General features: G+C 71.1%; 18 protein-coding genes. 9 read left to right on the top strand and 9 right to left on the bottom strand.

The features are described from left to right. The 7 genes from ACTJK8_RS22010 to ACTJK8_RS21980 all read right to left on the bottom strand — a co-directional run. Nucleotides 1–575, bottom strand: a 575-nt coding sequence (locus tag ACTJK8_RS22010; RefSeq protein ID WP_440762503.1) for a transglutaminase-like cysteine peptidase, incomplete at its 3' end; no start/stop codon positions are given. Between the two features lie 359 nt (nucleotides 576–934). Continuing rightward, complete coding sequence (locus ACTJK8_RS22005; RefSeq protein ID WP_440762502.1) at nucleotides 935–2,668, bottom strand: AMP-binding protein; 1,734 nt, start codon at nucleotides 2,666–2,668, stop codon at nucleotides 935–937. Nucleotides 2,669–2,730: 62 nt separating this feature from the next. After that, the gene (locus ACTJK8_RS22000; RefSeq protein ID WP_440762501.1) at nucleotides 2,731–3,510 is read right to left on the bottom strand and encodes an enoyl-CoA hydratase; all 780 of its coding nucleotides are present in this window, start codon (nucleotides 3,508–3,510) and stop codon (nucleotides 2,731–2,733) included. Further along, nucleotides 3,507–4,400 carry a 3-hydroxyisobutyrate dehydrogenase gene (gene mmsB / locus ACTJK8_RS21995; protein ID WP_012320715.1) on the bottom strand — a complete coding sequence of 298 codons (894 nt, stop codon included), beginning with the start codon at nucleotides 4,398–4,400 and terminating at the stop codon, nucleotides 3,507–3,509. Before mmsB ends, ACTJK8_RS22000 begins: the two co-directional genes overlap by 4 nt. Nucleotides 4,401–4,576: 176 nt before the next feature. Further along, nucleotides 4,577–5,638: an enoyl-CoA hydratase/isomerase family protein gene (locus ACTJK8_RS21990; RefSeq protein WP_012320716.1), complete on the bottom strand. Its 1,062-nt coding sequence runs from the start codon at nucleotides 5,636–5,638 to the stop codon at nucleotides 4,577–4,579. Next, entirely contained in the window at nucleotides 5,635–6,780 is a 1,146-nt protein-coding gene (locus ACTJK8_RS21985) for an isobutyryl-CoA dehydrogenase (protein ID WP_012320717.1), read from the bottom strand. Before ACTJK8_RS21985 ends, ACTJK8_RS21990 begins: the two co-directional genes overlap by 4 nt. A gap of 196 nt (nucleotides 6,781–6,976) precedes the next feature. Further along, nucleotides 6,977–8,473: a CoA-acylating methylmalonate-semialdehyde dehydrogenase gene (locus ACTJK8_RS21980; RefSeq protein WP_012320718.1), complete on the bottom strand. Its 1,497-nt coding sequence runs from the start codon at nucleotides 8,471–8,473 to the stop codon at nucleotides 6,977–6,979. A gap of 116 nt (nucleotides 8,474–8,589) precedes the next feature. Here ACTJK8_RS21980 and ACTJK8_RS21975 point away from each other — a divergent pair, with 116 nt between their 5' ends. Both ACTJK8_RS21975 and ACTJK8_RS21970 read left to right on the top strand, forming a co-directional pair. Further along, the gene (locus ACTJK8_RS21975) at nucleotides 8,590–9,498 is read left to right on the top strand and encodes a LysR family transcriptional regulator (protein WP_012320719.1); all 909 of its coding nucleotides are present in this window, start codon (nucleotides 8,590–8,592) and stop codon (nucleotides 9,496–9,498) included. Between the two features lie 87 nt (nucleotides 9,499–9,585). Further along, nucleotides 9,586–10,749, top strand: a complete 1,164-nt coding sequence (locus ACTJK8_RS21970) for an iron-containing alcohol dehydrogenase (RefSeq protein ID WP_012320720.1) — start codon at nucleotides 9,586–9,588, stop codon at nucleotides 10,747–10,749. Between the two features lie 10 nt (nucleotides 10,750–10,759). Here the strand turns inward: ACTJK8_RS21970 and ACTJK8_RS21965 are convergent, their stop codons facing one another. Next, nucleotides 10,760–10,882: a hypothetical protein gene (locus tag ACTJK8_RS21965; protein WP_012320721.1), complete on the bottom strand. Its 123-nt coding sequence runs from the start codon at nucleotides 10,880–10,882 to the stop codon at nucleotides 10,760–10,762. Nucleotides 10,883–10,901: 19 nt separating this feature from the next. Next, nucleotides 10,902–12,107 carry an ABC transporter substrate-binding protein gene (locus ACTJK8_RS21960; protein ID WP_085985359.1) on the bottom strand — a complete coding sequence of 402 codons (1,206 nt, stop codon included), beginning with the start codon at nucleotides 12,105–12,107 and terminating at the stop codon, nucleotides 10,902–10,904. Nucleotides 12,108–12,388: 281 nt separating this feature from the next. Between ACTJK8_RS21960 and cpaB the strand changes: the two genes are divergently transcribed. The 7 genes from cpaB (at nucleotide 12,389) to ACTJK8_RS21925 (ending at nucleotide 20,445) form a co-directional block, all read left to right on the top strand. Continuing rightward, entirely contained in the window at nucleotides 12,389–13,204 is an 816-nt protein-coding gene (gene cpaB / locus ACTJK8_RS21955; protein WP_024829123.1) for a Flp pilus assembly protein CpaB, read from the top strand. Between the two features lie 5 nt (nucleotides 13,205–13,209). Further along, nucleotides 13,210–14,850 (top strand): type II and III secretion system protein family protein, encoded by a 1,641-nt coding sequence (locus ACTJK8_RS21950; RefSeq protein ID WP_440762500.1) that lies wholly within the window; start codon nucleotides 13,210–13,212, stop codon nucleotides 14,848–14,850. Nucleotides 14,851–14,887: 37 nt separating this feature from the next. Beyond that, nucleotides 14,888–15,631 carry a CpaD family pilus assembly protein gene (locus tag ACTJK8_RS21945; protein WP_012320725.1) on the top strand — a complete coding sequence of 248 codons (744 nt, stop codon included), beginning with the start codon at nucleotides 14,888–14,890 and terminating at the stop codon, nucleotides 15,629–15,631. A 78-nt stretch (nucleotides 15,632–15,709) separates the two neighbouring features. Continuing rightward, nucleotides 15,710–16,954: an AAA family ATPase gene (locus ACTJK8_RS21940; RefSeq protein ID WP_012320726.1), complete on the top strand. Its 1,245-nt coding sequence runs from the start codon at nucleotides 15,710–15,712 to the stop codon at nucleotides 16,952–16,954. Nucleotides 16,955–17,011: 57 nt separating this feature from the next. Further along, on the top strand, nucleotides 17,012–18,454 hold the full coding sequence (locus tag ACTJK8_RS21935; protein WP_012320727.1) for a CpaF family protein: 1,443 nt from the start codon (nucleotides 17,012–17,014) through the stop codon (nucleotides 18,452–18,454). A 4-nt stretch (nucleotides 18,455–18,458) separates the two neighbouring features. Further along, nucleotides 18,459–19,436 carry a type II secretion system F family protein gene (locus ACTJK8_RS21930; RefSeq protein WP_440762499.1) on the top strand — a complete coding sequence of 326 codons (978 nt, stop codon included), beginning with the start codon at nucleotides 18,459–18,461 and terminating at the stop codon, nucleotides 19,434–19,436. Between the two features lie 31 nt (nucleotides 19,437–19,467). Then, nucleotides 19,468–20,445, top strand: a complete 978-nt coding sequence (locus ACTJK8_RS21925; protein ID WP_012320729.1) for a type II secretion system F family protein — start codon at nucleotides 19,468–19,470, stop codon at nucleotides 20,443–20,445. Nucleotides 20,446–20,449: the final 4 nt, after the last annotated feature.

The raw sequence follows: 20,449 nt of genomic DNA, 5'->3' as shown, positions 1-20,449 counted from the left end.
GAGGTGACGCCGCCGAGGGAGACCCAGGCGACGGCGTCCTGGCTCTCGCGCTTGATGAAGACGTAGCCGGTCTTGTGCCAGGGCAGGATGGCGTTGGTCTTGTTGTCGAGGACGAGGTCGCCCCGGTCGGTGATGAGCGTCAGCACGGCGTGGCCCTCGCCCTTCTCGTCGATCACCACGGTCATGCGCATCGCGCGGCGCGGCAGCCCGGCCTCGGCCAGCATGTGGCGCTTGAGCAGCTGGAAGTCCTCGCAGTCGCCGATGCCGTCCTCGGCCAGGTCCCAGCGGTCGGCCACGTGCAGGTGGTCCTGGTCGGTCATCGGCTCGACCGCCTTGTTGACCCGCCGGTTCACCGACACGATCGTCGCCCAGGTGGCGGGCGTCAGGCTGATCCGGGCCGGCTCGCCCCGGTCCAGCACGCACTCCGCCGCGTAGGTCTGGCAGAACGTCACCCAGGCCGCGATCGGCTTGGCGTCGCCCAGGACCTTGGCACCGGCCTCGGTCGGCAGGCTCGCCAGCGTCTGCGCCTGAGCCGTGGTGGCGAGGCTAAGCAGCGTCGCCGCTCCGACCAGCATCCCCCGAACCGTCCTGAGAAGCCCCGCGCCCATCGAACCCGTCCCCGTTGTTGAGGACAGGATTGCGCCGCAGAGCCTCCGCGGCGCTGAAGCGGATGCGCGCAATTTTATCGATTTGCCGGTGCGGGCCCAGTCAGGCGCGACAGCGTCGACGGGAGACTTGAGAACCCCAGTAAATCGGCGGCTTCAGCTTCGGAAACCGGAAACCTTGAGGTTTCGTCGCCCGTAGACCCGAGCCTTCAGGCGCGCCGCCGCCCTCATCGCGAGCGCAGCGAAGCGATCCGGGGCCACGCCGCGCCGACCGACTTCGCGCTGCCCTGGGTCGCCTCGCCGCGCCCGCGATCACGGGGTGGAAACGCTCAGCCCGCCGTCTGGTCGAGCTTGCGCTCGGCCTCGCCCTTCAGCTCCGGGAAGTCCGCCTGCGTGTAAGCGCGTCCCCGGTGCGGGTCCTCGGTGATGCCCTCGTGCTCCAGGCGGCGCAGCTGCACCCGCCGGATCTTGCCCGAGATCGTCTTGGGCAGATCGGTGACGAATTCGAGCCCGCGCAGGCGCTTGAAGGTCGCGAGCCGGGCGTTGGTGAAGCGGAAGATGTCGAGCGCCGTCTCGGGTCCGGGGCTCGCTCCGGCCACCAGGGACACGTAGGCCTTCGGGATGGTGTGGCGCATCGGATCGGGTATCGGCACCACCGCCGCCTCGGCCACGGCCGGGTGCTCGATCAGCACGCTCTCCAGCTCGAAGGGGCTGATCCGGTAGCCAGACGACTTGAACACGTCGTCGGCCCGGCCCACGAACGTGTAGCAGCCCTGCTCGTCCACGAAGGCGACGTCGCCGGTGTGGTAGAGGTCGCCGGCGGCGCCCGACAGGTTGCCCTGGCCGTCGTCGTAGCCCTGCATCAGGCCGGCGGGGCGGTGGGCCCCGAGTTCGAGGCAGACCTCGCCCTCGGAGGCCGGCTGGCCGTCGAGGTCGAGGACGCGGACCCGGTAGCCCGGCAGGGGTCGGCCCAGCGCCCCGGGCACGACCGGCTGGCCCGGCGTGTTGGCCATGAGCGCCGTGGTCTCGGTCTGGCCGTAACCGTCGCGGATCGTGAGGCCCCAGGCGGTCTTCACGCGCTCGATCACCTCGGGGTTCAGGGGCTCGCCCGCCGCGCAGACCTCGCGCAGGGCGAGGCGCTTCCCGGTCAGGTCCTCCTGGATGATCATCCGCCAGACGGTCGGAGGCGCGCAGAGCGTGGTGGCGCCGGTGCGCTCCAGCTGCGCCAGCAGCGCGGCCGCGTTGAACGGCGCCTGGTTGATCACCAGGATCGTCGCCCCGGCATTCCAGGGCGCGAAGAACGAGGACCACGCGTGCTTCGCCCAGCCCGGCGAGGAGACGTTGCAGTGCACGTCCCCGGGCTGGAGCCCGAGCCAGTACATCGTCGAGAGCGCCCCCACCGGGTAGGAGCGGTGGCTGTGGCGCACCAGCTTCGGCTTCGCCGTGGTGCCGGAGGTGAAGTAGAGGAGCAGCGGGTCGTCGGCGCCGGTGAGCCCGTCGGGCGCGAAGGTCTCGGACGCCTCGAACGCGTCGTCGTAGGCCGCCCAGCCCTCCGTCGGAGCCCCGGTGACGAGGCGGACGGCGCCGCCCGTGTCGAGGCCGGCGAACCGCGCGATCTGCTCCGGGCCGGCCACGATCGCCCGCGGGCGCCCGCGAGCGAGGCGGTCGGCGAGCTCGTCGGCCGTGAGCAGCGTGGTCGCCGGGATGACCACGGCGCCGAGCTTCATCGCGGCCAGCATGGTCTCCCACAGGGCCGGCACGTTGCCGAGCAGCAGGAGCAGATGGTCGCCGCGCCTCAGGCCGAGCTGCCGCAGGTGGTTGGCCACCTGGTCGGAGCGGCGGGCGAGCTCCCCGAAGGTCAGGCTCTGCTCGGCCCCGCTGCCGGCCTCGACGATCCGCAGGGCGGCGCGGTCGCGGCTCTCGGGTCCGGCGAGGACGGCGTCGAACCAGTCGAGCGCCCAGTTGAACGGCACCGGATCCGGCCACGCGAAGGCCGAGACGGCGGCGGCGTAGTCGGTGCGATGGGCCAGCAGAAGGTCGCGGGCCTCCCGGAAGCTCGGCATGGTCGTTCCCCTCCCTGTCTTATGGTCTCGCTCCCCGCCCCTCCCGCCGGGACGGGCCGCGTTCAGGTGTTCTCGAACCGGGGCGGCCGCTTCTCCACGAAGGCGGCCATGCCCTCCTTCTGGTCCTTGGTGGCGAACATCGCGTGGAAGACTCGCCGCTCGAACCGGATCCCCTCGGTCAGCGTGGTCTCGTAGGACCGGTTGACCGCCTCCTTGGTCATCATGGCGATCGGCAGCGACATCGACGCGATGGTCTCGGCCGCCTTCAGTGCCTCGTCGAGGAGCTGGTCGGCCGCGATCACCCGCGACACGAGGCCGGCGCGCTCCGCCTCGGCGGCGTCCATCATCCGGCCGGTCAGGCACATCTCCATGGCCTTGGCCTTGCCGACGAAGCGGGTCAGCCGCTGGCTGCCGCCGATCCCCGGCATCACCCCGAGCTTGATCTCGGGCTGGCCGAACTGCGCCGTGTCGGCCGCCAGGATGATGTCGCACATCATGGCCAGCTCGCAGCCGCCGCCCAGCGCGTAGCCCGCGACCGCGGCGATGATCGGCTTGCGCACGGCGATGAAGCGGTCCCAGTCGGCGAACCGGTCGCCCGCGTACATCTCCGCGTAGGTGGCGTGCTGCATCTCCTTGATGTCGGCGCCGGCCGCGAAGGCCTTGGCCGAGCCGGTGACGACGATGCAGCCGATCCCCGGATCGGCATCCGCCTCGGTCGCCGCCCGGATCACCTCTCGGGTCAGCTGCGCGTTGAGGGCGTTCAGCGCCTTCGGCCGGTTGAGGGTGATCAGCAGGACGCGCCCGCGCGTCTCCGTCAGGATCGTCTCGTACGGCTCGCTCACGACTCGCCTCCCTGCCCGCGGAGCATACGGATGATCGCGGAAAAGTCCTCTCCTCCGTGGCCCGCGCCCTCGAACAGACCGTAGATCTGCGCGGCCTCGGCGCCCAGCGGCGTCGCCGCCCCCGCGGCGATGGCGGCGGCCTGGGCGAGCCGGAGGTCCTTGAGCATCAGCGCCGCGGCGAAGCCCGGCTTGTAGCCGTTGTTGGCCGGCGAGGTCGGCACCGGGCCCGGCACCGGGCAGTAGGTGGTCAGCGACCAGCACTGGCCCGAGGAGACCGAGGCGACGTCGTAGAGCGCCTGGTGCGACAGGCCGAGCTTCTCGCCGAGCGCGAACGCCTCGCTGACGCCGATCATCGAGATGCCGAGGATCATGTTGTTGCAGATCTTGGCCGCCTGCCCGGCGCCGGCATCGCCGCAATGGAACACGTTCTTGCCCATCGCCTTCAGCAGCGGCTCCGCCCGGTCGAAGGCGGCCTCGGCGCCGCCGGCCATGAACGTGAGCGTTCCGGCCTTCGCGCCGCCGGTCCCGCCGGAGACCGGCGCGTCCACCGACAGGCAGCCGCGCGCCGCGGCGAGGGCGTGGGCCTTGCGGGCGCTCTCGACATCCACCGTGGAGGAATCGATCAGCAGCGTGCCGGCGGGCAGCGCCTCGACGAGCTGCGTCCAGACCTCGACCACGTGCCGCCCGGCCGGCAGCATGGTGACCACGACATCCGCCCCTTCGGCCGCCTCCAGGGCCGAGCCCGCGACCGCGATCCCCTCGGCGCGCGCCGCCTCCAGCGAGGCCGGTACGAGATCGAAGCCGCGCACCGCGTGACCCGCCTTCACGAGGTTGGCCGCCATGGGCCCGCCCATGTTGCCGAGACCGATGAACCCGATGGTCTGTGCCATCCCGTCCTCCCTTGATTGTTGTCCCTCGCGTCTCCCACCCGCGTCCTCGTCCTGAGCCGACGAAGCGGGCCTCGAAGGAGGGCTCCAGGGATCACAGCGGCTCCTGGAGCCCTCCTTCGAAGCCTACGCTTCGTCGGCTCAGGACGAGGGTCTGGGTGGGAACGTGCGACGCGTCATCACACCGGCCCCGTGCGCGCGTCCGAAAAAACCGGCGCCGCCCGCTTCTCCAGCCAGCGGGCGATCCGCGCCGGGTCGACCGCGTCGAGGGTCGGCGGGGTCCAGCGCGGGCTCTTGTCCTTGTCGATCACCGCGGCGCGGATGCCCTCGCGGAAGTCGCCCTCCGCCAGCAGCGCCAGCGAGGCGTGGAACTCGCGCTCCAGGCAGGCCTCCAGGTTCGGCGCGCCGCGGCCGAGGCGCAGGAGGCACAGCGTCAGGACGAGGCTCGACGGCGCCTTGGTCAACAGCGTTGCCCGGGTCGTGGCGGCGAAGTCGGAGCCGTCCGCCTCGAGGGCCGAGAGGATCTCGTCGACCATGTCGAAGGAAAAGCAGCGGTCGATCACCGCGCGGTGCGCGACCAGGGGCGCCGGGCCGGCGTCCTGCGCGGACCGGGCGATCACGTCCCGCACGCCCTCCTGCCCGGCATCCGGATCGAGCGCCAGGAGGTCGTCGATGAGGTTGGGCAGCCTCGCGGACGGGACCATGACGTCGGCCAGGCGGCAGAAGATCGCGTCGGCGGCGCCGACCGGCTCGCCGGTCAGGCCGAGATAGGTGCCGATCTCGCCGGGCGCGCGCGGCAGCAGCCACGTCCCGCCGACATCCGGCAGGTAGCCGATGCCGGTTTCCGGCATGGCGACGCGGGAGCGCTCGGTGACGATCCGGTGCGATGCGTGGCCCGCGAGCCCGACACCCCCGCCCATGGTGATGCCGTCCATCACCGCCACGAACGGCTTCTCGTAGGCGGCGATGCGGGAATCGAGCCTGTACTCGTCGCGCCAGAAGGTCTCGGCGAAGGCGGTGCCGGGATTGTCGTAGAGGGAGCGCAGGTCGCCGCCGGCGCAGAGGCCGCGCTCGCCCTCGCCGGTGAGCAGCACCGCGGCGATTCCGGGATCCGCCGAGAACTGGTCGAGCGCCCGGTCGATCTCGCCCACCATGCCATGCGTCAAGGCGTTCAGGGCCTTCGGCCGGTTGAGCCGAAGGCGCCCCAGCGCGCCGACCCGCTCGACGATCACGTCGCTCATCGGCGCCCCCCGGTCAGCCCGCGGGCGATGATCAGCCGCATGATCTCGTTGGTCCCTTCGAGGATCTGGTGCACGCGCAGGTCCCGGACGATCTTCTCCACGCCGTACTCGGCGAGGTAGCCATAGCCGCCGTGCAGTTGCAGCGCTTGGTTGGCCACCTCGAAGGCCGCGTCGGTGACGTGGCGCTTGGCCATGGCGCAGAGCTGGGTCGCGGACGGGTCCTTGGCGTCGAGCGCGGCGGCCGCGTGGCGCAGGAAGGTGCGCGACACTTCCAGGCTGGTCGCCATGTCGGCGAGCCGGAACTGCAGCGCCTGGAAGTCGGTGAGCCTGGCCCCGAACGCGCGCCGGTCGCCCATGTAGGCGAGCGCCTTGTCGAGGGCCGCCTGCGCGCCGCCGAGCGAGCAGGCGGCGATGTTGAGCCGGCCGCCGTCGAGGCCGCTCATGGCGATCTTGAAGCCCTGGCCCTCCGCGCCGAGGCGGTTGCCCACCGGCACGCGGCAGCCGTCGAAGCGGACGGCCCGGGTCGGCTGGGCGTTCCAGCCCATCTTGCGCTCGTCGGCCCCGAAGGAGAGGCCGGGCGTGCCCTTCTCCACCACGATCGCCGAGATGCCCGAAGGGCCCGCCTCGCCGGTGCGGACCATGCAGACGTAGAGGTCGCTGGCGCCGGCGCCGGAGATGAACTGCTTCTCGCCGGAGAGCACGTAATGGTCGCCGTCCCGCTCGGCGCGGGTGCGCAAAGCCGCGGCGTCGGAGCCGGAGCCCGGCTCGGTGAGGCAGTAGCTGGCGATCCGCTCCATGCCCATGAGCGACGGCAGCCAGCGCCGGCGCTGGTCGTCGTCGCCGTAGGCGTCGATCATCCAGGCGCACATGTTGTGGATCGAGAGGAACGCCGCCACGGTCGGGCAGCCGGCGCTGAGCGCCTCGAAGATCAGCGTCGCGTCGAGGCGCGACAGGCCGGACCCGCCGACATCCTCGCGGACGTAGATACCCGCCATGCCGAGGGCGGCGGCCGCCCGCAGGGTCTCGACCGGGAAGGTCTTGTCCCGGTCCCAGTCGAGGGCGTGCGGCGCGATGTGCTCGGCCGCGAAGCCGAGGGCCATCTCGCGGATCGCGGTCCGGTCCTCGTCGAGCCCGAAACTCATGGACACTCCCTCCGATTCACCGCGCAACCGCCCGGGGCCTGCACCTCCGGCGCGTGGGGCGCGGCGTGCACCCTCTCCCGTTCGGGAGAGGGTTGGGGTGAGGGATCAGGTCTGTCCGGAGAGTTCTCGCCCCTGACCCCGTCCCACTCCCGCACGGGAGAGGGGACCCGCGCCCCCGACCTCGAACCGCCGCGCTCTACCGCATCGTCGGGATGGAGAACTCCGCCCCGCTCTTGATGCCGCTCGGCCAGCGCTGCGTCACGGTCTTGGTCTTGGTGTAGAACCGGATCGAGTCCGGCCCGTGCTGGTTCAGGTCGCCGAAGCCCGAGCGCTTCCAGCCGCCGAAGGTGTGGTAGGCGATCGGGACCGGGATCGGCACGTTCACGCCGACCATGCCGACGTTGACCCGGGCGGTGAAGTCGCGGGCCGCGTCGCCGTCCTGGGTGAAGATCGCGACGCCGTTGCCGTACTGGTGGGTCGAGGGCAGCGCCAGCGCCTCCTCGTAATCCTTGGCCCGCACCACCGAGAGCACGGGGCCGAAGATCTCCTCCTTGTAGATCGTCATGTCGGGCGTCACGCGGTCGAACAGCGAGCCGCCCATGTAGAAGCCGTTCTCGTAGCCCTGGAGCTTGAAGCCGCGGCCGTCGACCGCGAGCTGCGCGCCCTCGGCGACGCCCTTGTCGATGTAGCTCTTCACCCGCTCCACCGCCTCGGCGGTGACGAGCGGGCCGTAATCGGCCGAGCCGTCATGCGAGGGACCGATCTTGAGCGACTCGACCCGCGGGATCAGCTTCTCCATCAGCCGGTCGGCGGTCTGCTCGCCCACCGGTACCGCCACCGAGATCGCCATGCAGCGCTCGCCCGCCGAGCCGTAGCCGGCGCCGATCAGCGCGTCGACGGCCTGGCCCATGTCGGCGTCCGGCATGATGATCATGTGGTTCTTGGCGCCGCCGAAGCACTGGGCGCGCTTCCCCGTCTCGGCGGCGCGGACGTAGATGTACTCGGCGATGTGCGAGGAGCCGACGAAGCCCACCGCCTTGATGTCCTCGTCGTCGAGGATCGCGTCGACCGCTTCCTTGTCGCCGTTGACGACGTTGAGGATGCCCGGCGGGAGGCCCGCCTCCAGGAAGATCTCGGCGATGCGGATCGGCACGCTCGGGTCGCGCTCGGACGGCTTCAGGATGAAGGCGTTGCCGCAGGCGATCGCCGGGGCGCATTTCCACAGCGGGATCATGGCCGGGAAGTTGAACGGCGTGATGCCGGCGACCACGCCGAGCGGCTGGCGCAGGGAGTAGACGTCGATGCCGGGCCCGGCCCCTTCCGTGTACTCGCCCTTGAGCAGGTGCGGGATGCCGCAGGCGAACTCCACGACCTCGACGCCGCGCTGGATATCGCCCTTGGCGTCCGGCACGGTCTTGCCGTGCTCGGAGGCGAGGAGTTCGGCGAGCGAGTCGTTCTCGGCGCGGATCAGCTCCAGGAAGCGCATCATCACGCGGGCCCGCTTCTGCGGGTTGGTCGCCGCCCAGGCCGGCTGCGCCGCCTTGGCGTTCTCGACGGCGGCGCGGAGCTCCGCCTTGCTGGCCAGGGCGACCTTGGCCTGGACCTCGCCGGTCGAGGGATGGAAGACGTCCGCGAACCGTCCGCTCTCGCCGCCGACGTTCCGGCCGCCGATGTAATGCCCGATCGTGCGCACGCGCGCCTCCCTGTGATGTGGCGTTCGATTTTGGCGCACCCTATCAGGATCGCTTGAGCGATAAAGCCGGATGCGCTTACAGCCGTCGTGCATCGATGCACAGCGAGGGTGCGGCCATGGCCAGGACGGGGCCCAACTGGGACGACCTCCGCTTCTTCCTCGCGGTGGCGCGGACGGGAACGCTGAGCGCCGCCGGGGCCCGCACCGGCACCGAGCACACCACGGTCGGGCGCCGGATCCGCGCCCTGGAGGAAGGGCTCGGCGCCCGGCTGTTCCACCGCAGCAACCTCGGCTACGCGCTCACCGAGGACGGCGCGAACCTGCTGGGCGTCGCGGAGGCCATGGAGAGCGCGTTCCTGTCGGCGAGCGCCGCCACGGAGGCCGCGCAGACGGTCTCCGGCACGGTTCGGATCGGCGCGCCGGACGGGTTCGGCAGCGTGTTCCTCGCACCCCGGATGCACCGGCTCACCGCCCGCCACCCGGGGCTGGAGGTCGAGATCATGGCGACCGCCCGGATCTTCAGCCTCTCGAAGCGCGAGGCCGACATCGTCATCAGCCTCTCGGGCCCGCAGCAGGCGCGGGTGGTGGCGCGCCGGCTGACCGATTACCGGCTGCTCGTCTACGCGGCCGAAACCTACCTCGCGGGGGCCGCGCCGATCGCGGAGGTCGGGGACCTCTCGGGGCATCCCTTCGTCGGCTACATCGAGGACATGCTGTTCACGCGCGAGCTGAACTATCTCGGCGCCCTGGGTCCGCCGGTCTCCGCGCGGCTGCGCTCCACCAACCTCCTGGCCCAGGTCCACGCGACGCTCGGCGGCGCCGGCCTCTGCGTCCTGCCGGCCTTCATCGCGGCGGCCCATCCGGGTCTCGTGCCGGTGCTGCCCGGGGCGGTGGCCCTGACACGCTCGTTCCACATGCACATCCACGAGGATCACCGGAAGGCGGCCCATATCCGCGCGGTGGCGGGCTTCATCGCGGGCGAGGTGGAGGCCGCCGCCGCGCTGTTCGCCGGGCCGGCAGTGTAAGCGCCGGCAGTTTCGCCCGGCGCGCGCAGGTCCTAAGATCGCCGTCCCGGCGGACCAGCAGAGGCGCCGGGAGGGAGAAGCAACAGAATGGTCGCCTCGATCGCCCTGCCCCGGCTGATGCGCGTCGGCGCCGGCGCCTCGCGGCTCCTGCCGGAGGTGCTCGGCCAGCTCGGCCTGTCGCGCCCCTTCGTGGTCACCGACCCCTACCTCGCCGGCAGCGGCCGCACCGACACGCTGCTCGAGCGGCTCACCGCGGCGGGCGCGCGGGCCACGATCTTCTCCGAGACCGTGCCGGACCCGACCGTCGCCTCCGTGGAGGCGGCGCTGGCGGCCCTCCAGGCGGGCGACTTCGACTGCGTGGTCGGCTTCGGCGGCGGCAGCCCGATGGACACCGCCAAGGCGGTGGCGGTGCTCGCCCGCCACGGCGGCCACATGCGCGACTACAAGGCGCCCCGCCAGCAGGACGAGTCCGGCCTGCCGATCGTGGCGATCCCGACCACCGCCGGCACCGGCTCGGAGGCGACCCGCTTCACCATCGTGACCGACGAGGCCTCGGACGAGAAGATGCTCTGCATCGGCCTCGCCTACCTGCCGGTCGCGGCCCTGGTCGATTACGAGCTGACGCTCACCAAGCCGAAGCGGCTCACGGCGGACACCGGCATCGACGCCCTGACCCACGCGATCGAGGCCTACGTCTCGCGCAAGTCGAACCTGTTCTCGGACGGGCTGGCGCTGCAGGCGATGCGGCTGATCGCCCCGAACCTGCGCCGGGTCTGGACCGATCCCGGCGACCGGGCGGCGCGCGAGGCGATGATGCTCGGCGCCACCCAGGCGGGCATCGCGTTCTCGAACGCCTCGGTGGCGCTGGTCCACGGCATGAGCCGGCCGATCGGCGCGCATTTCCACGTGGCGCACGGGCTCTCGAACGCGATGCTGCTGCCGGCGGTGACGGCCTTCTCGGCCCCGGCCGCCGTCGACCGGTACGCCGCCTGTGCCCGCGCCATGAAGATCGCCGGCCCCGACACCGACGATCGCTCGGCGGTGTCGGCCCTGGTGGCCGAGCTCGAGGCACTGAACGACGACCTCGACGTGCCGGGGCCGCGGGAATACGGGATCGACCCGGCCCGCTGGGAGGCGCTGCTGCCCACCATGGCGGCCCAGGCGCTGGCCTCCGGCTCCCCGGCCAACAACCCGGTGGAGCCCACCGCCGACGAGATCGTGGCGCTGTACCGGCGCGTCTGGGCGGGCTGACGACGGCGTCCTATCGGCGGCCCGCGAGCGCCGTCGTCTCCGCGAGCGGAGCGAGACGCCTGAGCAGCGCCACGCTCTCCGAGGCCGCGTAGCGCTCAGTCGCCTCGCTGCGCTCGCGATGACGGAGGGGCATCTGCGCCCCTCCCTCGTCCCTACTTCGCCGCCGTCAGCGGGCAGCCGCTCTCGGCCGGGGTGGCGAAGGCCTCCTTGCCGGGGATGGTCGAGATCAGCTTGTAGAGGTCCCACGGACCCTTCGACTCGGCCGGCTTCTTCACCTCGAACAGGTACATGTCGTGGACCATGCGGCCGTTCGGCTGCACGATCCCGCCATGGGCGAAGACGTCGTCCACCGGCAGTTCCTTGAGCTTGGCGTTGACCGCGTCGGTCTCGTCGGTGCCGGCCGCCTTGACGGCCTTCAGGTAGGACAGGACCGCCGAGTAGGTGCCGGCCTGGATCATGTTGGGCATCCGGCCGGTGCGCTTCATGTAGCGCTGGCCGAAGGCGCGGGTCTCGTCGTTGGCGTCCCAGTACCAGCCCTCGGTGAGCGTCAGGCCCTGGGCGACCTTGAGTCCGAGCCCGTGCACCTCCGAGAGGGTGAACAGCAGGGCCGCGAGCTTCTGCCCGCCCTCGACGATGCCGTACTCGGCCGCCTGCTTGATCGCGTTCGAGGTGTCGAGGCCGGCATTGGCGAGCCCGATCACCTTGGCCTTCGAGCCCTGCGCCTGGAGCAGGAAGGACGAGAAGTCCTGGTTCGAGAGCGGGTGCCGGACGCTGCCCAGCACCTTGCCGCCGTTGGCGATCACCACCTTGCTGGTGTCGGCCTCCAGCGCCGAGCCGAAGGCGTAGTCGGCGGTGAGGAAGAACCACGTGTTGCCGCCCGCCCGGGTCAGCGCGCCGCCGGTGCCCACCGCCAGCGCCCGCGTGTCGAACGCCCAGTGGTAGCCGTACGGCGTGCAGGCCTTGCCGGTGAGGTCGCTGGTCGCCGCCCCGGTGGTGATGGTGATCTTCTTCTTCTCCTTGGACAGGCCCTGGACCGCCAGCGCCACCGAGGAGGTGGTCAGCTCCATGATCGCGTCGACCCCGTCGCGGTCGTACCATTGCCGGGCGATCGCCGAGGCGATGTCGGGCTTGTTCTGATGGTCGGCCGTGAGGATCTCGATCGGCACGCTGCCGATCTTGCCGCCCATGTCCTCCACCGCCATGCGGGCGGCCTCGACCGAGCCCTGGCCGCCGTACTCGGCGTAGAGGCCGGACTGGTCGTTGAGGATGCCGATCCGTATCGCGTTGTCCGAGAAGCTTCCCTGCGCGGCCGCCGGGGCGGAGCCGAGCGCGGTCCCCGCGAGGGCGGTCGCCAGCACCGCGCCGCCGATTGTCCTGATCATGTCTCCCCCCGGTTCGCCCGAGCGCCCGCTTCTGAGGCGGTTCCGCCGGCAGGATAGGGGACGCCCCGGCGATGCGCCACGGCCGAGGTCGGTCGGAGGCTGAAGGATTCCGCGGATTGTGACGCGGTTCCGGTCGCCCCGTTTCCGGACCGGCGACAACGGCAGAGGTTATAATACCTTAACCATAATTACACGAATCCCCGCGCAGGTTCCGGTCATGGACGGCAATCCGGCCGTCTCCGGCGCGTGGCGATGCGATGAACCCAGCCCGTTTCGCCGTCCTCGGTATCGCCCTCGCGGCGGGGACCGGGGCGGCCTTCCTGATGAGCGGCGGCGACCCGCCACCGCCGCCACCGCCGCCGGCGGCCGAGGCGCCGCCGCAGCCGACGACCGACGTGCTCGTGGCCGCCATCGACATGCCCATGGGCCAGGTGCTCCGGGCCGCGGACCTGCGCTGGCAGCCCTGGCCGGACGGCGCCGTGGCCAACGGCTACATGACCCGCAAGATCAACCCCAAGGCCCTCGAGGAGACCGTGGGCGCGTCCGTGCGCTCGGGCTTCCTGACGGGCGAGCCGATCCGCGCCCAGAAGCTGGTGCGCCCGGAGAGCGGCTTCATGGCGGCGATCCTGCCGCCCGGCATGCGCGCGGTCGCCATCGTCACCGACAGCCGCGGCACCAACTCGGCCGGCGGCTTCATCCTGCCGAACGACCGCGTCGACGTGATCCGCACCTTCCGCGACGAGTCCAATTCGCGGGCCAACAACAGCGACGTGCAGCTCTCCCAGACGATCCTGACCGACATCCGCGTCCTGGCGATCGGTCAGCTGGTCCAGGAGAAGAACGGCACCAACGTCGTCACCGGCGAGACCGCGACGCTGGCCGTCACGCCCGCGCAGGCCGAGACCCTGGCCCTCGCCCAGAAGGTCGGCGCCCTGACCCTCTCCCTGCGCAGCCTCGCCGATGCCGGGCGCCCGCCCGAGGCCACGCCGCTGGCCGACGCGTCCGCCGCGCAGATGCCCGAACCCGCCCTGACCGTGGTGCGCTTCGGCGTCGCGCGGCAGCAGACGCCGTGACCGCCATGATCGCTCCGCCGCCCGCTTCACTGCCCGACGCCCGCGCGCTGCGGCGCCCCGACCGCGGCCCGCGCCGCCGCTCGGCCGGCGCCCTCGCCCTGCTGGCCGCCCTGACCGGACCGGCCCCGGCCCAGGACCGCCAGACCTTCGGCCCCGCACCGGTCCTGACGGTCGGGGCCGCGGAAGCCAACGCCACCCGGCGGGTCGAGCTGACCGCGGGCCGCTCCGTCATCGTCGACCTGCCGCGGGACGCCAAGGAGGTGTTCGTGGCCAACCCCGCGGTTGCCAACGCGGTGGTGCGCTCGACCCGCAAGGTCTTCGTGATCGGCATGGCCGACGGCGCGACCTCGATCTTCATCATGGATGCCGAGGGGCGCCAGATCGCCGCCCTCGACGTGACGGTGGCGCGGGACCTCAACCTCGGGACCCTGCGCGAGCTGCTCAGCCAGAGCATCCCGGGCGGGCGCTTCGACGTGCGCTCCTCGGGCGCCTCGGTGCTCCTGTCGGGGGCGGTCAACTCCTCGTCGGACGCGCAGCAGGCGATCGACATCGCCAACGCCTTCGTGGGCCTGGGCGGCGGCGGGGCCGCCGGGCCGGCGGGCGCGGCGAGCGGCGGTGTCGCCGCCGGGTCGCGGGGCGCGGTGATCAACAACCTCACGATCCGCAACAAGGATCAGGTGATGCTCCGCGTCACCGTGGTCGAGGTATCGCGCAACGTCCTGAAGCAGTTCGGGATCAACATGGCCGGCAACTGGTCGGCGCTGAACCCGGTCGGGAACCTGGGGCAGACGGTCGTGAACGGCGGGACCGCGGCGGCCACGCAGGTGCCGGCGTACCTCCCGAACGTGATCACCAACAACCTGCCCTTCCCGATCAACACGAACACGCCGAGCGGAAACCTGATCCAGGCCTCCGTGCAGGGGGGCGGCTTCTCGCTTCAGGCGACCCTGAAGGCGTTCGAGCAGGCCGGCGTCTCGCGCATCCTGGCCGAGCCGACGCTGACCGCCATCTCGGGCGAGGCCGCCAAGTTCCTGGCCGGCGGCGAGTTCGCGGTCCCGGCCTCGGCGACCTGCGCGGTCGGCGGCGTCTGCTCGCCCGGCATCACCTACAAGCCCTACGGCGTCGCCCTGTCGTTCACCCCGACGGTGCTGGCCGACAACCGGATCTCGATCCGCGTCGCCACGGACGTGACCGAGATCGATACCCAACAGAGCTTCAGCTACGTCATCGGCAACACCTCGGTCGCGGTGCCGGGCACCCGGGTGCGCCGCTCAGAGACCACCGTCGAGCTGCCCTCCGGCGGCGTGATGATGACCGCCGGCCTGATCCAGCAGTTCAACAAGCAGGCGATCGCCGGCCTGCCCGGCCTGATCAACCTCCCGATCCTCGGCGCGCTGTTCCGCTCCCGCGATTACCAGCGCCAGGAGACCGAGCTGATGATCATGTGCACGCCCTACATCGCCCGGCCGATGGAGCCGAAGCAGGTCAGCCGGCCCGACGACAACTTCGTCGACGCCAGCGACGGGCAGACGGTGCTGCTCGGCCAGATCAACCGCATCTACGGCAAGGTCGCCCCGCCCGGCGCGACCGCCGCGGCGCCGCTCGGCCGCGCCTACCGCGGCCGCGTCGGCTTCATCGTCGAGTAGCGCCCCGCAGCCCCGCCGCGCCCCCAGGATCGGACCCATGACCGGACGTCACACGCCCGCCCTGCCCCGCCGCGCCGCGAGCGTGCTCGCCGCCTGCGCGCTGGGCGCCCTCGCGGCGGCCTGCAAGAGCGATCCCGCCACGACCGGCGGCATTGACGTGACGGATTACCGCGCGCGCCACCCGATCGTGCTGACCGACGGGACCCGCAGCCTCGACGTGTTCCCCACCGGCACGGGTCATCTGGACCCGCGCCAGGCGACCGATGTCGACGCCTTCATGCTGGAATACCGGCGCTACGGCCGCGGAAGCCTGCTGATGCAGGTGCCCCAGGGCGTCCCGGCCGACCAGGTCGTCGCCGTGGAGCGGACCGCGTCGGTGCTGGGCCGGCTCGGCACGCAGAACGGCGTCAACGGCCGCGAGATCGCGGTCACCGGCTACGCGGTGGCCGCGCCGACCCTCGCCTCGCCGATCCGTCTGAGCTTCCAGCGCATGCAGGCCAAGGTGGCCGACGCCTGCGGCCTCTGGCCCCAGGACCTCGGGACCAGCAATTTCGCGATCGACTACAACAACCGGCCGAGCTGGAACCTGGGCTGCGCCACGCAGTCCAACGTGGCCGCCCAGGTCGCCGACCCGGTCGACCTCGTGCGCGGCCGGCCCGAGGGCCGCATCGACACGGTCAAGCGGGTCCGGGACATTGGCCAGTTGCGGGACGGCAAGGATCCGTCAACCACATGGCGGCAAGATGGGCAGACCGCCGTGAAGTCCCAGGTCACGAACTGAGACAGCCGGCGTCGGGGATGGGCAGCCCCGCCGCCGACCGCAACGCCGCGCCCCGAACGCGAACCCGAAAGCGCCGTCATGGCAGAGCTGTCCGAGACGACCGAGCGCACGATCGCCCCGGTGCCCCGGATCACCATCCAGGCATTCTGCGAGACCGGCGAGACCGCGGCGATGATCGAGGGCGCGGCCCTCGACCGGCGCATGCAGAAGGCGCAGGTCAAGGTGCGGATGGGCGGCGGGGCCGCCGCGATCGAGGCCTACCGGCACGCGCCGACGCCCAACGTCATCCTCATCGAGGTCCAGGGCGCGCGCTCGAAGCCGATCGAGTGCCTCGACGCCCTGGCCGAGGTCTGCGACGAGGGCACCCGCGTCCTGGTGATCGGCCACGTCAACGACGTGATGCTCTACCGGCAGCTGATCCAGCGCGGGGTGTCCGACTATCTGATGGCGCCGGTCGAGCCCCTGACGCTCATCGCGGCGATCTCCGACCTGTTCACGGCCCCGGGCGTGAAGCCTGTGGGACGGACCGTGGCGGTCTACGGCGTCAAGGGCGGCATCGGCGCCTCGACCGTGGCGCACAATTTCGCGTGGTCCGTGGCCCGGAGTCAGGGCGTCCAGACGGTGATCGCCGATCTCGACATCGCCTTCGGCACCGCCTCGCTCAACTTCAACCAGGATCCGCCGCAGGGCATCGCCGAGGCGGTGTTCGCGCCCGAGCGCCTGGATTCCGCCCTGGTCGAGCGGCTGCTGTCCAAGTGCAGCGACAACCTGAGCCTGCTCTCGGCCCCGGCCAGCCTGGACCGGACCATCGACCTGTCCGAGCCGGCCTTCGACACTCTGATCGAGCACATGCGGGCGAGCGTGCCCTGCGTGGTCCTGGACATCCCGCACCAGTGGAACGCGTGGTCGAAGCGGGTTCTGACGGCGGCCGACGAGATCCTGATCGTGGCCGGGCCCGACCTCGCCTGCCTGCGCAACGCCAAGAACCTCCTCGGCGCGCTGAAGCACGGCCGCCCGAACGACCAGCCGCCCCGCATCGTGCTGAACGGCGTCGGCGTGCCCAAGCGGCCCGAGATCGGCACCGCCGAGTTCGCCAAGGCCCTGGAGGCTCCGGTCGCCCTGACGATCCCGTTCGAGCCGACCCTGTTCGGCACGGCGGCCAACAATGGCCAGATGATCGCCGAGATCCAGGCGGGCTCGAAGGTGGCGGAGCTGTTCAACGATCTGGCGGCCATGACCCTCGGGCGTCCCGAGAGCCGACGCGGCCGTCCGAGCCTGCTGGAGCCGCTGCTCGCCAAGCTTTCCGGCCGCAAGGCATCCTGATGGGGACGCGATCCTTCGCCCGGCAGGCGCCGCGGGTCAGCGTCGGGGATCTGACCCATGTTCGGTAGGCGACAATCCGGCGGCGCGTCGGCGGCGCCCCCGCCGATCCCGCAGGCGCGGATCCCGGCGCCGGCCACGCCTGTGCTGCGCGACGCGCCGGCGGCGGCCTCGCGCCCGGCACCGGCGGCCCCGGTCGTCGTCGAGACCGCGCGCTCGGAGGATTACTACCGCACGAAGAGCCTGATCTTCGGCGCCCTGATCGAGGCGATCGACCTGACGCAGCTCTCGCGCCTCGACGCCGAGACCGCGCGCGAGGAGATCCGCGACATCGTCACGGAGATCATCGGGCTCAAGAACATCGTCCTGTCGATCTCCGAGCAGGAGGAGCTGCTCGACGACATCTGCAACGACGTGCTGGGCTACGGTCCCCTGGAGCCGCTGCTCGCCCGCGACGACATCGCCGACATCATGGTCAACGGCGCCCACCGGACCTTCATCGAGGTCGGGGGCAAGATCCAGCTGACCAGCGTGCGGTTCCGCGACAACCAGCAGCTGATGAACATCTGCCAGCGGATCGTCAGCCAGGTCGGGCGCCGCGTCGACGACGCCTCGCCGATCTGCGACGCGCGCCTGCCGGACGGATCCCGCGTCAACGTCATCGCGCCGCCCCTGGCGATCGACGGCCCTGCGCTCACCATCCGCAAGTTCAAGAAGGACAAGCTGACCCTGGAGCAGCTCGTGCGCTTCGGGGCGATCTCGCCCGAGGGCGCCGAGGTCCTGAAGATCATCGGCCAGTCGCGCTGCAACGTGGTCATCTCGGGCGGCACCGGCTCGGGCAAGACGACGCTGCTCAACTGCCTCACGGCCTTCATCGAGCACGACGAGCGGGTCATCACCTGCGAGGACGCGGCCGAGCTGCAGCTCCAGCAGCCCCACGTGGTGCGCCTGGAGACGCGGCCGCCCAACATGGAGGGCCAGGGCCAGGTCACCATGCGCGACCTCGTGAAGAACTGCCTGCGCATGCGTCCCGAGCGGATCATCGTCGGTGAGGTGCGCGGACCGGAGGCCTTCGACCTGCTCCAGGCGATGAACACCGGCCATGACGGCTCGATGGGCACGCTCCACGCCAACAGCCCGCGCGAGTGCCTGTCGCGTATCGAGTCGATGATCTCGATGGGCGGCTTCTCGCTGCCCTCGCGGACCCTGCGCGAGATGATCTGCGGCTCGATCGACGTCGTGATCCAGGCCATGCGCCTGCGCGACGGCTCCCGGCGCATCACCCACATCACCGAGGTGCTCGGCATGGAGGGCGACGTCATCACCACGCAGGACGTGTTCCTCTACGACATCGTCGGCGAGGACGCGAACGGCAAGCTGATCGGGCGCCACCGCTCCACCGGCGTCGGCCGGCCGAAATTCTGGGAGCGCGCCCGCTACTACGGCCTGGAACAGCGGCTCGGCGAGGCGCTCGACGCTGCCGAGGTCATCGACCGGAACTGAGCCGATGGCGGACGCCTCCAACCTGCCGATCGCCGCCGGCCTCGTCGGCATCGCGGTCGCCGCCGTCGCCTACGTGGCGGTCCTGCCCCTGCTCGGCGGCGAGCGCCGGGCCAACAAGCGCCTGAAGTCGATCAGCGTCTCGGCCTCGGGAGCGGCGACCCGGGGCGTGGCGGTCAACCGACGCGAGCAGGTCGCCAAGACGCTGAGCGAGATCGAGGCGAAGGCCAAGGGCGCCTCGAAGGCCAGCGTCGAGCTGAAGCTCGCCCGCGCGGGCCTCGGATGGACGAAGCAGACCTTCTACGGGATCTCGGCCCTGAGCGGCGTCGTCTTCGGCCTCCTGCTCTTCGTCATCACCGACAACGCCATGGCGGCGCTCGGCGCCGCCTTCGCGGGCGGCTTCGGCCTCCCGGCCTATCTGCTGCGCCACCTGCGGCTCAAGCGCATCGCGAAATTCAACAAGGAGCTGCCCAACGCCGTCGACGTGGTGGTCCGCGGTATCCGCACCGGCATCCCGGTGGGCGACTGCTTCCGCATGGTCTCGCGCGAGGCCGAGGAGCCGGTGCGCAGCGAGTTCCGGACCGTGGTCGAGACCCAGGCGATGGGCCTGTCCCTCGGCGAGGCCTGCACCCGCCTGTTCGAGCGGGTGCCCACCGCCGAGGTGAACTTCTTCGCCATCGTGATCAACATCCAGCAGCAATCGGGCGGCAACCTCTCCGAGGCGCTGAACAACCTGTCCACGGTGCTGCGCGACCGCGCCAAGATGCGCGGCAAGGTCCAGGCGATGAGCATGGAGGCCAAGGCCTCGGCCTCGATCATCGCCTGCCTGCCCTTCGCGGTGGCGGGCATCACCGCCCTCACCAGCCCCGACTACATCTCGCTGCTCTGGACCACCGATACGGGCAAGATCGCCCTGGTCGGCGCGGCGATCTGGATGTCCATCGGCATCTTCACGATCAAGAAGATGATCGCCTTCGAGTTCTAGGCGCGGTGCGCCGTCTTCCGGATCCCGCCCGATGATCGACGCCATCGCCGAGAAGCTGTTCGATCCGCGCTTCATGGGCACGGTCCTGGCCGCCGTCGCGGCGGCCGCGACCGCCTACGCGGTGGCGCAGCCCTTCCTGGAGACCGACCGGCTCGGCAAGCGGATGAAGCTCGTCAGCGACGAGCGAGAGCAGATCCGGCGGCGCGAGCGGCTGAGCGCGGAGCGGACCGGCAACCGGGCGACGCTGCGCACGGAGCCGAAGGCCTACATGAAGTCCATCGTCGAGCGGTACCAGCTGCGCCGCTGGCTCGGCACGGACACCGCCAAGCGCAAGCTGATGCAGGCGGGCTATCGCGGCCAGGGGGCGGAGACGGCGTTCCTGTTCTTCCGCCTCGTCGTGCCGGTGGTCGCGGTGATCGCGGCCCTGTTCTACCTGTTCGTGCTGGAGGTGCTCGACGCCTCGTACCTCATGCGGTTCGGGCTAGTGATCGGCGCGGCCTACATGGGCATCAAGGCGCCGGAGCTGTTCCTGGTAAATACCGCCAAGAAGCGCCAGACCGAGATCCGCAAGGCGTGGCCCGACGCCCTCGACCTCACGCTGATCTGCGTGGAATCCGGCATGGCGATCGAGAACGCGTTCCGGAAGGTGAGCACCGAGATCGCCACGTCCTCGGTCGTGCTGGCCGAGGAACTCGCGCTGATGACCGCCGAGATGTCGTTCCTGCCCGACCGGCGCCAGGCCTACGAGAACCTCGTGATGCGCACCGGGCTCGAGCCGGTGAAATCCGTGGCCACGGCGCTGATCCAGGCTGAGCGTTACGGCACGCCGGTGGGTCAGGCGCTGCGCGTGCTGAGCCAGGAGAGCCGCGACATGCGCATGAACGAGGCCGAGAAGAAGGCGGCCGGGCTTCCGCCGAAGCTCACCGTCCCGATGATCCTGTTCTTCCTGCCCGTGCTGTTCGTGGTCATCATCACCCCGGCGGTCATCCAGATCATGCGGACGCAGTGACGGC

The organism is Methylobacterium sp. 22177 (assembly GCF_052045615.1).
Lineage (GTDB): Bacteria > Pseudomonadota > Alphaproteobacteria > Rhizobiales > Beijerinckiaceae > Methylobacterium > Methylobacterium radiotolerans.
This window is presented reverse-complemented; position numbering and strand designations above follow the sequence as displayed.

Bases quoted from the DNA above. Each gene is read 5' to 3' on its own strand.
- ACTJK8_RS22005 (WP_440762502.1), bottom strand. From the start codon at position 2,668: ATGCCGAGCTTCCGGGAGGCCCGCGACCTTCTGCTGGCCCATCGCACC.
- mmsB (WP_012320715.1), bottom strand. From the start codon at position 4,400: ATGGCACAGACCATCGGGTTCATCGGTCTCGGCAACATGGGCGGGCCC.
- ACTJK8_RS21990 (WP_012320716.1), bottom strand. From the start codon at position 5,638: ATGAGCGACGTGATCGTCGAGCGGGTCGGCGCGCTGGGGCGCCTTCGG.
- ACTJK8_RS21985 (WP_012320717.1), bottom strand. From the start codon at position 6,780: ATGAGTTTCGGGCTCGACGAGGACCGGACCGCGATCCGCGAGATGGCC.
- ACTJK8_RS21975 (WP_012320719.1), top strand. From the start codon at position 8,590: ATGGCCAGGACGGGGCCCAACTGGGACGACCTCCGCTTCTTCCTCGCG.
- ACTJK8_RS21970 (WP_012320720.1), top strand. From the start codon at position 9,586: ATGGTCGCCTCGATCGCCCTGCCCCGGCTGATGCGCGTCGGCGCCGGC.
- ACTJK8_RS21965 (WP_012320721.1), bottom strand. From the start codon at position 10,882: ATGCCCCTCCGTCATCGCGAGCGCAGCGAGGCGACTGAGCGCTACGCG.
- cpaB (WP_024829123.1), top strand. From the start codon at position 12,389: ATGAACCCAGCCCGTTTCGCCGTCCTCGGTATCGCCCTCGCGGCGGGG.
- ACTJK8_RS21950 (WP_440762500.1), top strand. From the start codon at position 13,210: ATGATCGCTCCGCCGCCCGCTTCACTGCCCGACGCCCGCGCGCTGCGG.
- ACTJK8_RS21945 (WP_012320725.1), top strand. From the start codon at position 14,888: ATGACCGGACGTCACACGCCCGCCCTGCCCCGCCGCGCCGCGAGCGTG.
- ACTJK8_RS21940 (WP_012320726.1), top strand. From the start codon at position 15,710: ATGGCAGAGCTGTCCGAGACGACCGAGCGCACGATCGCCCCGGTGCCC.
- ACTJK8_RS21935 (WP_012320727.1), top strand. From the start codon at position 17,012: ATGTTCGGTAGGCGACAATCCGGCGGCGCGTCGGCGGCGCCCCCGCCG.
- ACTJK8_RS21930 (WP_440762499.1), top strand. From the start codon at position 18,459: ATGGCGGACGCCTCCAACCTGCCGATCGCCGCCGGCCTCGTCGGCATC.
- ACTJK8_RS21925 (WP_012320729.1), top strand. From the start codon at position 19,468: ATGATCGACGCCATCGCCGAGAAGCTGTTCGATCCGCGCTTCATGGGC.